A 13110-nucleotide genomic window follows, 5' to 3' on the forward strand; every position below is an offset into this window, starting at 1 on the left:
TGGTTTATGTATATTAATTTAGTAACAGGCGATCTCTCTCTAGAAAAATGGAGGGGGATTTTTTTATGTTATTTTTAAAAGCGAATGATTTAAAGAAAAGCTACGGAAGCCGTGAAGTTCTTTCCGTCGATACACTTCATCTTTACAGTCATGACCGTGTTGGTTTGGTTGGCAGGAATGGAGAAGGTAAAACGACCCTGCTTTCTATACTAGCGGGAGTGAGGGAAGCCGATTCCGGTCATATCGAGAGCTATGGAACAGTCAGCTATATCCCGCAGATGGAAGAAACTGAACAAGAAATAAGCGGGGTATTAACGAGCATATGGAAACTGCCCGATGAGGATCAAGAAATCATAAGCGGCGGTGAACGAACTCGAAGAAAAATCGCTGCAGCCCTTTCTTCCAATGCGGATGTATTGATCGCGGATGAACCTGCCAGCCATTTGGATATATCCGGAATTGAACAATTGGAAAAGGATTTAAAATCTTTTAATGGCGCTATTTTGCTTACTTCACATGATAAAGCATTCTTGAATCATCTATGTACAACAATATGGGAAGTTGAGCAAGGCAAGGTAACGGTATATGAAGGGAATTACGAAGCGTATATCAAACAAAAGCAGGCAAAAACAGAAAAGGAAAATAAGCAATATGAAGAGTATAGCCGTGAAAAGAACCGGTTGAAACAGGCTGCACAAAACCTTCAAGCCAAATCCGATTCAATTAGGAAAGCCCCTAAACGAATGGGTAATTCAGAAGCAAGGCTGCATAAACGGAGCTCCGGGAAACAGAAGGCGAAATTGAACCGTTCTGCTGAAGCGATCGAAACTCGAATCGAAAAATTAGCAAAAAAAGAAAAACCGAGGGAAGATCCCCCCATCATCTTTGATATTTCAGAATTTCCATCTTTGCATAGCAAAAGGGTCATTCGATTTAATGGCTGTTCCCTGAAAGTCGGGTCACGGGTGCTGAAACAACATATTTTTGGAGATGTCCCCTTAGCTTGCAGACTCGCCATCAATGGTCAAAATGGTTCAGGAAAAACGACATTATTGAAAAAGATAGTGGAAAGGCACCCAGATTTATATGTCGCGATGCCAGCAAAGATTGGATTTTTTGCCCAACAACAAGAAAATTTGAGTGAAAGTAAAACGGTTCTCGAAAATATATTGGAGGACAGTCCCTACAATCAAGCCTTCATTCGTACACTATTATCACGATTAGCTTTTAAAGGAAATGACGTTCACAAACAAGTTTCACTTTTAAGCGGTGGGGAAAGAGTCAGGGCTTCCCTAGCAAAAGTTTTTTTGGGAAACTATAATGTACTGGTTTTGGATGAACCTACAAATTACCTGGATATTCATACTAAAGAGGCTTTAACCGAAGTGTTAAAAGCATATCCAGGAACGATCGTTTTTGTGACTCATGATCGTTCATTGATCCAATCTCTTGCAACACATTCACTTTCATTTGAAAATGAACCTCCGAGAGTAAGTGTTATAAATAAGGAATCAACAAAATCGGCCACTCGCAAGGATGGCCTTGAAGATAAACAGGCTGAGCTTCTTATGATTGAAGTGCAAATCATCGAGACACTTGGTAAACTATCCAATGTTATGAAGGAAGAGGAAAAAGAGGAATTGGATAGGGAATACTTCCAACTCTTGAACAAGAAAAAAGAGCTTGAAGGTTAAATGCAACATATTAAGGCCCCACTCAAACAAGAGGGGCCTTTTCTTGGATAAAGAGCGGTTAAAGTGGAGAGAAATTTTACACTTTAAATACCAACCAATGAATTGGATTAGTGAAAAATAATGAAAAAAAAGATAGGTAATGTTAAAATTAACCAAGTTTATGCAGAAGGGACTCATTTAGATGGGGATTTGATTAGAAGCGATTATTTACACCAATCAAAAAGGAATGCCAATTATTATAAGCATTCCTATGCATTAAGATTTTGTTGCTGTTGCTCTCGTTTTCCGGTTTCTTTATGATTGCGTATGCTAGGTATCCTATTAAGCCCATAAATAATCCGGTGCCGCCTACAATATAAATCATTGTAAACACTTTTCCTAATGTTGTCTGCGGTTCAAAGCTGGGATGCCCAACCGTGCTAAGAGTAACAACACAGAAGTAAAGGGAATCAATCACAGTAAGACCTTTCTGCTTAACATAGAAAATCGTGCCGGAAAATAACATAACGAGGACCAAGACGAAAAGAACCTGGAAGTTCTTCAGTTTAAAAGCGGACCAGAGCGCTTTTAGAAAACGTTTCAAGGTGAGGATAAATGAAATCATTGATAATCGCTTTTCCTTGCGGATCATTACATTTTAAGTAAAGTGAATGAGTAAATCCTTATATTCGAGCTGGATCAGTTAATCATTCTACTATACAGGAATTCAGTTTAGATTGACAAAAAAACCTGTTTATTTTGATTTGGTTTGAACTAGAAGCGTTGGTAAACAATAGAAGGAGAAACTAAGTAAGAAGGGGGACAATCATGAAGCCACGTATTACTGTCATTACATTAGGTGTGGATGATTTGGAAAAATCGCTGGAATTCTATCGGGATGGCCTGGGATTTCAAACAGAAGGAATAGTGGGCAAAGAATTTGAGCATGGAGCCGTTGCCTTTTTGGACTTGCAAGAAGGCCTAAAGCTTGCCATATGGAATCGAAGGGATATAGCTCATGAGGCCAAGGTTCCTTTGTCTCCGGCAAGTCCTACTGAATTTACCCTTGGTCACAATGTAGGCAGTAAAGAGGAAGTGGATATTGTGTTGGAAAAAGCAAAAAGAGCTGGCGCGATCATAACCGATCCGGCACATGACACTTTCTGGGGAGGATACTCTGCACACTTTCAAGATCCTGATGGACACCTTTGGGAAGTCGTTTGGAATCCGCAGTGGGATATTAAAGAATAATGAAAGCCTGGTTGGCAGCGTCATCTCCAGAATAAGGAGAATGCAGAAAGCGAATGAGGTGAAAAATTGAAAAAAGCACTTTACCAAGGGGTTAAGTGCTTTTTTTTTTACAAAAAAGCATGACTTTTGGTTGGCCCCTCACACTGTCAAGGTTTCCTAACATTTTTATCAGTTACGGCGGCATCCACCGTTCCAGCTTATTTTTCTTCTTTTGTAATCTCATATTTCGCCAACCTTCGCATAAATAATGACTGAGTAACGCCCAGTGCTTTTGCCGCATCGCGGGTTGTTTTATGATGATGGAATGCTTGTGTGATCATTCTTTTTTCGACGCATTCCAAAACTTCATGTAAAGAATTTCCTGCATTTAAAGAGATAGAAACCTCTTCGGAGACTGAACCGATCAAGCGTTTTGGCAAATCCTGAATTGCAACTTCATCCTCTTTTGCCATAATGACAAGCTGCTCAATTATATTTTCCAATTCCCGTACATTTCCAGGCCAATGATAGTTTTGAAGCACTTCGACCACTTTTGTAGAAAGCACTCGTTTATGGTTATGCAAGTAATTAAACTTCTCCAAATTATACTGAAGGAGACAAAAGATGTCTTCCTTCCGCTCTCGAAGCGAGGGTATGCGGATCGGTAAAATATGGAGGCGATAATATAAATCAGCCCGGAATTTCCCTTCTTTGACCATATCCTCCAAATTACTGTTGGTAGCTGCAATGATACGCACATCGGCTTGTACCGTTTGGGAAGCTCCAATCGGCATGTATGTTTTATTTTGCAGCAATTGAAGGAGTTTGGGCTGTAAAGAATGTGAGAGTTCGCCAATCTCGTCTAAGAAAAGGGTGCCTTTCTCCGCAAGTTTGACAAGTCCGGTTTTGCCGTTCGCATTTGCCCCGGTAAACGCTCCTTTTTGATAGCCGAACAATTCGGATTCCAGGAGCAATTCCGGAATCGCTGCGCAATTAAGATGGATAAACGGACGATCTTTCCGGTCACTCAGATGATGAATACGTTCAGCTATAAGCGTTTTTCCAACACCTGTTTCCCCTGTAATAAGAACGGTCGTTTCCACACAGGCAACTTTTTCAATTGTTTCCTTGAGCATATCATAGACCCGGCTTTGTCCGATAAAAAAAGGTACTTCTTTGGTCCGTACAAGTTTCGCTTTGAGTTTTTGTAATTCTTGTAAATAATACCGAAAAGCAGAATCCAATTCTTCAATTTTAATTTGAGAACTGTAACCGACGAAATCTGGAATATCATAACCCAATGTGACTGCATATTTTGGTTCATCATTCTTGTCCAATATGAGATGTCCTGTAATTACCCCTGTTCCTTCTCCACCTTGTTGAATGACGCTGACATTTTGTTTCTTATCTAAAACTATTTTTGCAACAGACGGCTTGAAGAACCCCTCTTTTTCCAATTGTGAGACGTTTTTTCCGATTAGCTCCTCTTTCTTTTTCCCAATCAGCTTACAGCTCATGTCGCTAACAAAAAGAATCATACCGTTCTTATCGGTTATATAAATAGGTTTATTCATGAAGTTCATGATTTTGAATAAATATTCCGGTTCGATGGTTGACATATTCTGATTCATCACTTGTCTCTCCTTTGATAACGGGTGGATCCACCGTTTATTTTGAATCGAAAATAATTCAAAGTTCATCATTATTTTGAGTAGCGTTGATTCAATTTCGATTCAATTGAATCGATTAATAAAAATTATACCGTAAATATTCAGAATATTAAAATAAATAAACCCGTTTACGTCCTTTTTTCATTGTAAAGTGATCTTTTTCTTGGCATAAAATTTGCATAAACAAATTGGTGTAAAGGAGGTAAAGAGATCCATAAGAAAACAAAAAATAATGCACTTGAGTTAGTAAATTCGTAATGAACTAAATTGAAGAACTGTCGTAAGAGGAAGTTGCCTTTTTACAGAAACTTGGTGCAAGCTGCCATCCATTATTTGCTGGGCATCATTAAGGGGAGGTTATGATTTGTGAAGGGTATGGCTGTTCAAGGGGACAACAGGAAGTTCATTTTGTCTCTCCTATTTGTGGGTTATATGGTTTCTTATATGGACCGGTTAGTTATGAATCTAGCTGTTGTGCCAATTGGTCAAGAATTCAATCTTAGTCCGGCTGCCACGGGAACAGTAATCAGCGCCTTCTTCTTGGCTTACGCCATCATGCAAATTCCGGCCGGCTGGCTGACAGATCAGTTGGGTTACCGAAGGGTGATTATTTTTTCTATTGTCCTCTGGTCGCTTTTTACAGTCTTCACCGGTTTCGCTTGGTCGTTTACCGCTTTAATCGTGATTCGTTTTTTGTTCGGAATTATGGAGGGGGGATATCCTGCTGCATGTGCAAAAGCCATCGCTGAGTATTTCCCTCAGAAAGAAAAAGGTAAGGCACAGTCCATCTTAATGTCATCGAATTCGTTTGGCGGTCTAATTACGGGTGTTCTTGTGCCAACACTCCTAATCTGGTTAGGCTGGAGGAACGTGTTCTTTGCTCTTGGAGCAGCAGGTGTCATCATCGGAGTACTGCTTTGGAAATACATTCGTATTCCGATTCAATTGGAAGAAGCAAAAGAACAACAACCAGTAAACAAGGATTCCATGCTCTCTTTATTGAAAACTCGTCAGACATGGGCATTGGTCCTAACGTGGTTTTCAATCAGCATTGCTTCGTGGGGCACGTCTTCATGGTTGCCCATGTATATGGTAACAGTACGCCATTTAGATTTGGTTTCTGCAGGGGTGTTGGGACTCCTTCCGACTACGGCCGCAACTCTGGGAACGGCAGCGGGTGGTTGGTTGCTAGTCAAATTTTCCGGTAGGGAGAAAATGTACTTTTTAATGAATGGACTTTTTTACACAGTATTTTTATTTTTAGCACTCTTCGCACCTAATGTTGGAATGGTCTTTACTTATTTGACACTGTCATCAATCTTTTATGGTTTTGTGTTTAGTGCAGTATACGCACTCCCTCACAAATTGTTTGACAAGAGTGTGATTGGTTCCGCGATTGGAATTATGAATCTGGGATCGATGATTGGTGGATTCATTGCACCGATCATGATGGGTGTACTCATCTCAGAATTAAAAGGTTCTTACGACGGCGCTTTCTGGTTCTTAATTGCGGCTGGTTTGTCCTCCGCGCTGTTCGGACTAACCATTCGAAACAGCAATCTTGTTTCTCACGGGGACGTGAGTGATCAAATACAGTCGAATGTCTAAGTAAAATAGTGGTGTTTGGCTAATGGGAAAACAAATTTAGTAAGGTGGAACTGAAATGTTGATCATGTATATAAGCAATCCGGTGGATTAATGCTAGAACAAATATCGGGGTGGTAATGATGCTAAAAAACTTATTTAGTAGACTTCAAGAGTTATATCCGGAGTTGGTTAAATTTCGCAGAGATCTTCATATGTATCCTGAATTATCCTTCCAGGAGATCAATACCCCAAAAATGATCGCTGATTTTTTAACCAACTTGGGATTGGAAGTAAGAACAGAAGTTGGCGGAAGAGGAGTAGTTGGACTCTTGAGAGGAGGGAAACCGGGCAAGACAGTAGCGCTGCGCGCGGATTTCGATGCATTGCCGATATCAGACGAGAAAAACGTGGAGTACAAGTCCCGTATACCTGGGGTGATGCATGCCTGCGGCCATGATATTCATACAGCAGCTTTGATTGGAGTAGCCAAAGTATTAAGCGAAGTGAAGGATGAGCTCGAAGGAAATGTTGTCTTTATCCATCAGTTTGCGGAAGAGGTAATTCCAGGAGGAGCAAAGCCCATGATTGAAGATGGCTGTCTGGATGGAGTCGATGTCATTTATGGAGCCCATGTATCTTCCATTCTTCCGCTTGGTATGGTTGCTGTTGGAGAGGGATATATAATGGCGGCAGGAGATACATTTGAAATTGAGGTTTATGGGAAAGGAGGGCATGGAGCGACTCCTCATTTGACGGTAGACCCAATTGTGGTGGGCAGCCAACTGGTGCTCAATTTGCAGCAAATCGTCAGCCGCCGCGTTGATCCGTCTAAAACAGCGGTTGTCTCGATTGGTTCTTTTCAAAGCGGACAGGCTTTTAATGTCATTCCCGACACAGCCAAAATTACTGGAACGGTACGAACCTTCGAGGAAAGCGTGCAGGTTTTGATAGAAGAAGCCATTGGCCAAATCGCAACATCTAACTGCGAAGGTGCAGGAGCCACTGTGAAATTTAAGTACGAGAGAGGATATCCCGCTTTGTGGAATCATCCGGAGGAAACAATAAAAGCGGACAAGTTAGCAAAAAATCTTCTGGGAGAGGAAAAAGTAATACAAATCCCGCCGTATACGTTAACAGGAATGGAAGATTTCTCCTTATATCTAGAGAAGGTTCCTGGAACGTTTTTCTACGTGGGAGGTGCGAATCCTACGAAGAATGCGATATACCCGCATCATCATCCGAAATTTGATGTAGATGAAAAATCAATGTTGTATATCGGAAAGATGTTTATTACATTGGTTTTTAATTATCTCTCAAACAGAGATGCCGATTCAATGAATCAAGTAGAAGCTTAGTAGAAATCAATTATGTTTTGTAGGCTGAATTGGCTGAAAAACTAGAACACAACAAAGTATAGTCATTGTTTACAGAAAAAATAAGAGGTGATCGTATGTTTGCTGATGTAGTATTTGTAAACGGACAAGTCATTACCGTCGATTCGAACAATCTGATCGCAGAAGCAGTTGCCGTTAAACGTAACCGAATTGAAGCAGTCGGGACGAATGAGAATATCAAACGTTGGATCGGAGAGAGCACCAAAGTGATGGATTTGCGAGGTAGGACTCTACTGCCAGGATTTATAGATTCGCATTTGCACTTGCTCGGTTATGGACTTACAAGGCTAGCGATTAATTGCAAAGACGCATCGATTCAATCCAATGCAGATATTATCTGTGAATTGAAACGGAAGGCGGAATCTATCCCTATAGGAGGGTGGATCATAGCAGTAGGCTACAACGAAATGTTTATGTTGGAAGGGCGGTACCTAACCCGACATGAACTGGATGAAGTGTCGACGGTACACCCGATTCTAATTGTGCGACAATGCGGCCACATTATGATTGCGAACAGTAAAGTGTTGGAATTGGCAGGTGTAAACGACCAATCGGGCGATTCGGAAGGTGCAGTGTTCGGTCGGGACAAGTCCGGGAGATTAAACGGGCTACTAGTGGAAGCAGCAATGGATCCGGTAAAACGTGTCATGAATCCGACAGAAGAGGTCTTGGCCAGAGCGGCGGAAATCGCTTCGCGCGATTTCGTATCGTTAGGCATTACGACAATTCATGATGCCGGAGGGTACGAGCCGGTCAATCTTCGCATCCTACAGCAAGCGGTTCGTTCTGGTCGCTTAAAGGTTCGGGTGTATGCAATGGTCGTTCACGAGCCTAACTTTAACCGAATGAGAGAGACGAGCCTGTCCACTGGGTTCGGCGACGATCGATTTCGTATCGGTCCGGCGAAAATCTTTATAGACGGAGCCAGCACCGCGCCGACGCTTGCGACGCGTCAGCCATATGAGACGAATCCGGAAGACAGCGGCATTCTGTATTACACGCAAGAGAATATGAACGACGCGCTCATCTCAGCCCATCGCGATGGTTATCAAATTACGGCTCACGCACAGGGCGATCTTGCAATCGAGATGTTGTTGAATACATTCGAAGAAGCGCTTAGACAATATCCGCGGCACAATCACAGACATCGAATCGAGCATGCCGGTTTGGCGATGCCCGATCTCATCGAGCGAATGGCTAAATTGGGTATAGTGACCGTTCCTAACCCGAACTTTTTCACTGAATTTGGAGATATATACATTAAGCACTTAGGCGCTCGCAGCGACTATTTTTACCCAATTGGAGCCTGTTTAAAAGCTGGTATTGTCGTAGCAGGAGCCTCGGATAGCCCCGTCTCGAACTGCAATCCGCTTATCGGCATTCATGGGGCGGTCAACCGACTGACACCTTCCGGCGCGGTCATTGGGGAAGAGCAGAAAATCTCCGTCATGGAAGCGATTAGGTTGTACACCTGGAACGGAGCCTACGCAAGCTTCGAGGAAGACCAAAAAGGAAGCATCGAGGTAGGGAAATTAGCAGATTTGATTGTGCTAAACGACCGAATATTGGATGTAACAATCGACGGTATTGATCAATTACGGGTTGAAATGACGATGATTGACGGGGAAATCGTTTACGAGCTAGGGAAATCTCCGGATGCAAATGATGCGTTGGAAGAAACCATTAATTTCATTATGTAAATATTCAACTACGCTATATCATTCTATTTTTAATGAAAAGTGTAAAGAAAATAAATGAATTTGATACTAGGAAAAGAAAAAAATGAGCTCTAGACTAGGCTAGTCTAGGGCTGCAGTTTGTCATAAAAATTTACTGTTTTAATAAATATGTTTCAAAAATTAGGTGAAATTTTTTAATGATGGCAGTTATCTTTAATTTAAATAGGAAAAGAGAAAAATTTTAATTCTTTAAAGATTAAATTGAATAACTGAAATGCAGAAAATGCTAGAAGAAAGATTGAAGGCTTTAAAAGAAAGAAAAATATTAAAATCCAATAAATAATGGATCATGTAATGGCAAGGAAGTATTGCGTACGGCCCTCCAATTAATTTCAAAACAACATAAGGAGTGTTAATATGACGATAACGAAAGAGGATCTATCAGAATTATCATTTCAATTAATTCTCCATAGCGGGAATGCCCGCAGTTGTGCAATGGAGGCCATCGCCTTGCAAAAACAAGGTAAATCAAGCGATGCCCAGGATAAATTAAAGGAAGCGGAACAAGAGTTTGTTGCGGCACATAAAATCCAAACCGCATTGATTCAACAAGAAGTGAATGGTGAGAAATTCGATATTCCAATGCTCTTGATCCATGCTCAAGATCACTTGATGACTTCCATGACAACAAAAGATTTAGCGATAGAAATCGTGGAATTACACAAGAAAACACAAAAGAACTAACAATATTCAGGAGGTTGCTGCGGCAGCCTTTTTCTTATGTTTATAACGTGTGAACTTCAACGAGAAGGCGGAGATATCCTCCTTCATGAACCTAAGTTAAATGAATATGGCAGATAAGGGTCACTCAAGATTAGGATTCTCCGAAAATTTAAATTATACTAGGTTCATGACAGCAGCAATAGATACTGTCACTGATTAACGTAGGGTAGTCATGATAGAAAAACAAACAACTAATTAGCAAGCGCAATCATTTTATAAAAGGGGAGAAAAACATGCAAAGAGTCAATCTAACTGAAGATCTTAGTCTTTCACGCATTGTACACGGTATGTGGAGATTGGCAGATTGGAGATTTCCTGCCGAGGATATCCTATCTCTTATTGAACACGGAATGGATCGGGGCGTCACTACATATGATCACGCCGATATATATGGAAGCTATACGTGTGAGGAGATTTTTGGGAACGCACTTTCATTAAAGCCTTCATTACGCGATAAAGTGGAGATCGTTACGAAATGTGGCATCGTTCTTCAATCAGAAAACCGTCCTTCCCATAAAAGTCACCATTACGATACTAGTAAAACCCATATCATAAAGTCTGTTGAACAATCCCTTATGAATCTTAAAACGGATTATATTGATTTATTACTTATCCATCGTCCGGATCCCCTGATGGACCCGGCGGAAACGGCTGAGGCGTTTAATCAATTAAAGGAATCAGGAAAGGTCCGGAACTTTGGAGTATCGAACTTCAAAAAACCGCAATGGGATATGCTCCAATCATATCTAGACTATCCGCTTGTGACGAATCAGCTGGAGCTTTCGGCATACAATCTTGAAAACTTCGAAGACGGAACCTTGAACTTATGTCAGGAAAAGGGCGTTGCGCCTATGGCATGGTCACCGCTTGCAGGAGGCAGCATCTTTGAGGAATCGAACGAAAAGGCTGTCCGTTTAAGAAAAACGTTAGAAACCGTGAAAGAAGAGATCGGTGCCAATGGAATCGATGAAGTGATGTATGCCTGGCTGTTGAGGCATCCCGCAAAAATCATTCCAATCATTGGATCCGGTAAGAAAGAACGGTTGGACAGCGCCATTGATTCACTAAACTTAAGCATGGAAAAAGAGCAATGGTTTAACATATTAACAAGCTCGATGGGACATGATATTCCGTAATAAACAGACCTATGAACAAAAAGAATGGGACTTCCAAGAAGGAGTCTTTTCTTTTTGTGTAAAAAATCATTGGGAATCACTCAGTTGTACACAGGGTATCGTTTAAACAAACCTCTCATGACATTTCTCCAAAACTTCCGCAAAGACCGACCTATCAAATCAAGTGAACGACTGGAACATCAATCTTTACCCCTTTTATGAATAAAGCTTCAAATACTCCTCTTTTTTTTGACCGAATTCCCCAAGTGATAATGAACAAAAATGTTCTACTGAAATATTATTAAACGAACACATCCTCTCAAAAATCATTGAAAGTAATTAAATGAAATGTATCTTGTAACTGTCCGAACTCCAAAATCAGGGGTAAAGTCTACTCTACGAGTCATTCAATTTCTCCATTCGAAAAACTTCATGTGTAAACATGTTTTATAAAGTAAAATTGTTAGTGGGAATAATTATACCTATTATGATGATGTTTTTTTAATATATGTTAAAAATTATAGTTCATTATACCTACTAACCTTTTGCCCTATTCCTATTTTTCATGGGTCAATTATACTTTCCTTAATTCCATTTGAGGAAAATTGTAGAAATATAGGAGGGGCTAATGAAGGATACAGAAGCAACCATATCTTTGACAGGAAGGTGCTCCCATGTAAGTTGATTATTCATTTGTTAGTAGTTAATCACCGAAGACTGGTACATGCAGCTGCCAATCAGGGTGTTGTTGTGTTGTTGTTCAATTTCTTCAAGGGAACACAAACCACATAATTTGTATTCGAACGACAATCCGGCTAATCCCACTGAAAAACCTCATACTTTTCCGAATGTACCTCAAAAAAAATATTAACCAATATGCATAGTCATGCTCCATGGTATAAAAAACAAGCTCAAGTATTTTCTTTTACTCCAATAGTTGTTAGGGAGTGCTTTTTATTCGAAGTTCCTATAAACAGAAAGGGATAAGGATTCCTGTTTACAAAGTCGGTATATACCCATGTATACTTGATTATTCCTCCAAACAAATGATTCCACTTCATGTCATCGTTTACAATGACACCAATTAAAAACAACAACTGTACCCAAAAAAGATAAACCTACAAAAGGTTATTTATCAGTCTCTAGTGCTTTTGGAGATCATCAAACCCGACAACATATACCGGTGAAAGAGGGAATTCATTGATTGAATTCCCGGTACCAATAGTATTCAATTAAATAACAAATTACGACATCACTTACGATACTTATGCAGCACGACCATAAATTAATGGGGGGGAAATTACATGAAGTTTAATAAAAGAAAGCTAAATAAATATAAATTGGTAGTATGGACATTGATTCTTGCACTGATTGTATCAATTATTCCGCCTTTTCAGGGAAGTGTCACTGTTGCAGAGAAGAACGAACCAATCAAAGATGTACATGAATTACAAGAGATGGATGAACTAAGAACGGAAAATTCTAAGACGTACCTTGATACTAAGACACGGGAATATGTGCTAGAGGAATATACAGAACCCATCCACTTTGAAAAAGACAATAAATGGGAGGATATTAACAATGATATTGTCGCTGAAAAAGCTGAATCAGACGATGGGGACTTATCTGTTGGAAATAAAGCGAATGATTATAAGGTAAAGTTCTCTAAGAAAAGTAAGAAGAATCGAACGATACGATTAAAAAAGCAAGATAAGCAGCTTGAATTTGGTTTAGTCGGTGCAAAGAAGGTAAAAGGTGTAGCTGAAGAAAATCGTATGACATATCCTCGTGTTTTTTCAAACGCTGATTTAGTTTTTCATGTCGATAATAATGCCGTAAAAGAAGAATTGGTTTTTGAGAGCAAGCCTGAAAAAAATAAGTTCTCCTATGAGTTTAATTTGAAAAGTCTACAAGCAAAAGAAGGCGATAATGGAGATATCATTTTGAAGATAAAGACAAAAATGAATTTTTCGTTTTAA

The 13110-nt window shown here is 40.1% G+C and carries 10 protein-coding genes; 8 read left to right on the top strand and 2 right to left on the bottom strand.

Going from position 1 to position 13110, the window contains the following annotated elements; all coding sequences use genetic code 11:
* The first annotated feature begins 65 nt into the window (after positions 1-65).
* Positions 66-1694, top strand: coding sequence for a ribosomal protection-like ABC-F family protein (gene abc-f / locus MKX49_RS07895; RefSeq protein ID WP_340875958.1), 1629 nt, complete (start codon positions 66-68; stop codon positions 1692-1694).
* Between the two features lie 193 nt (positions 1695-1887).
* Here the strand turns inward: abc-f and MKX49_RS07900 are convergent, their stop codons facing one another.
* Complete coding sequence (locus MKX49_RS07900) at positions 1888-2298, bottom strand: potassium channel family protein (protein ID WP_340875959.1); 411 nt, start codon at positions 2296-2298, stop codon at positions 1888-1890.
* Positions 2299-2501: 203 nt separating this feature from the next.
* On the opposite strand from MKX49_RS07900, the gene MKX49_RS07905 reads away from it, so the two are divergent.
* On the top strand, positions 2502-2924 hold the full coding sequence (locus MKX49_RS07905; protein ID WP_340875960.1) for a VOC family protein: 423 nt from the start codon (positions 2502-2504) through the stop codon (positions 2922-2924).
* 197 nt (positions 2925-3121) lie between these two features.
* On the opposite strand, the gene MKX49_RS07910 is transcribed toward MKX49_RS07905, so the two are convergent.
* A complete protein-coding gene (locus MKX49_RS07910) occupies positions 3122-4534 on the bottom strand; it encodes a sigma-54 interaction domain-containing protein (RefSeq protein ID WP_340875961.1) in 1413 nt (470 codons plus the stop codon).
* A gap of 414 nt (positions 4535-4948) precedes the next feature.
* Between MKX49_RS07910 and MKX49_RS07915 the strand changes: the two genes are divergently transcribed.
* The 6 genes from MKX49_RS07915 to MKX49_RS07940 all read left to right on the top strand — a co-directional run bounded on the left by MKX49_RS07915 (position 4949) and on the right by MKX49_RS07940 (position 13110).
* On the top strand, positions 4949-6181 hold the full coding sequence (locus MKX49_RS07915) for an MFS transporter (protein WP_340878497.1): 1233 nt from the start codon (positions 4949-4951) through the stop codon (positions 6179-6181).
* A gap of 119 nt (positions 6182-6300) precedes the next feature.
* Positions 6301-7515, top strand: a complete 1215-nt coding sequence (locus tag MKX49_RS07920) for a M20 family metallopeptidase (RefSeq protein WP_340875962.1) — start codon at positions 6301-6303, stop codon at positions 7513-7515.
* Positions 7516-7610: 95 nt separating this feature from the next.
* Positions 7611-9254, top strand: coding sequence for an amidohydrolase (locus tag MKX49_RS07925; protein ID WP_340875963.1), 1644 nt, complete (start codon positions 7611-7613; stop codon positions 9252-9254).
* Positions 9255-9650: 396 nt separating this feature from the next.
* On the top strand, positions 9651-9977 hold the full coding sequence (locus MKX49_RS07930) for a PTS lactose/cellobiose transporter subunit IIA (protein WP_340875964.1): 327 nt from the start codon (positions 9651-9653) through the stop codon (positions 9975-9977).
* A 272-nt stretch (positions 9978-10249) separates the two neighbouring features.
* The gene (locus tag MKX49_RS07935; protein ID WP_340875965.1) at positions 10250-11152 is read left to right on the top strand and encodes an aldo/keto reductase; all 903 of its coding nucleotides are present in this window, start codon (positions 10250-10252) and stop codon (positions 11150-11152) included.
* Between the two features lie 1283 nt (positions 11153-12435).
* Positions 12436-13110 (top strand): hypothetical protein, encoded by a 675-nt coding sequence (locus tag MKX49_RS07940; protein ID WP_340875966.1) that lies wholly within the window; start codon positions 12436-12438, stop codon positions 13108-13110.

It is taken from the genome of Peribacillus sp. FSL M8-0224, from assembly GCF_038003055.1.
Taxonomy (GTDB): domain Bacteria; phylum Bacillota; class Bacilli; order Bacillales; family DSM-1321; genus Peribacillus; species Peribacillus frigoritolerans.

What these genes read in the sequence shown, in the direction of transcription:
- MKX49_RS07915 (WP_340878497.1), top strand. Translation starts at nt 4,949, where the DNA reads ATGGCTGTTCAAGGGGACAACAGGAAGTTCATTTTGTCTCTCCTATTT.
- MKX49_RS07905 (WP_340875960.1), top strand. Translation starts at nt 2,502, where the DNA reads ATGAAGCCACGTATTACTGTCATTACATTAGGTGTGGATGATTTGGAA.
- MKX49_RS07930 (WP_340875964.1), top strand. Translation starts at nt 9,651, where the DNA reads ATGACGATAACGAAAGAGGATCTATCAGAATTATCATTTCAATTAATT.
- abc-f (WP_340875958.1), top strand. Translation starts at nt 66, where the DNA reads ATGTTATTTTTAAAAGCGAATGATTTAAAGAAAAGCTACGGAAGCCGT.
- MKX49_RS07925 (WP_340875963.1), top strand. Translation starts at nt 7,611, where the DNA reads ATGTTTGCTGATGTAGTATTTGTAAACGGACAAGTCATTACCGTCGAT.
- MKX49_RS07900 (WP_340875959.1), bottom strand. Translation starts at nt 2,298, where the DNA reads ATGATTTCATTTATCCTCACCTTGAAACGTTTTCTAAAAGCGCTCTGG.
- MKX49_RS07935 (WP_340875965.1), top strand. Translation starts at nt 10,250, where the DNA reads ATGCAAAGAGTCAATCTAACTGAAGATCTTAGTCTTTCACGCATTGTA.
- MKX49_RS07920 (WP_340875962.1), top strand. Translation starts at nt 6,301, where the DNA reads ATGCTAAAAAACTTATTTAGTAGACTTCAAGAGTTATATCCGGAGTTG.
- MKX49_RS07910 (WP_340875961.1), bottom strand. Translation starts at nt 4,534, where the DNA reads ATGAATCAGAATATGTCAACCATCGAACCGGAATATTTATTCAAAATC.
- MKX49_RS07940 (WP_340875966.1), top strand. Translation starts at nt 12,436, where the DNA reads ATGAAGTTTAATAAAAGAAAGCTAAATAAATATAAATTGGTAGTATGG.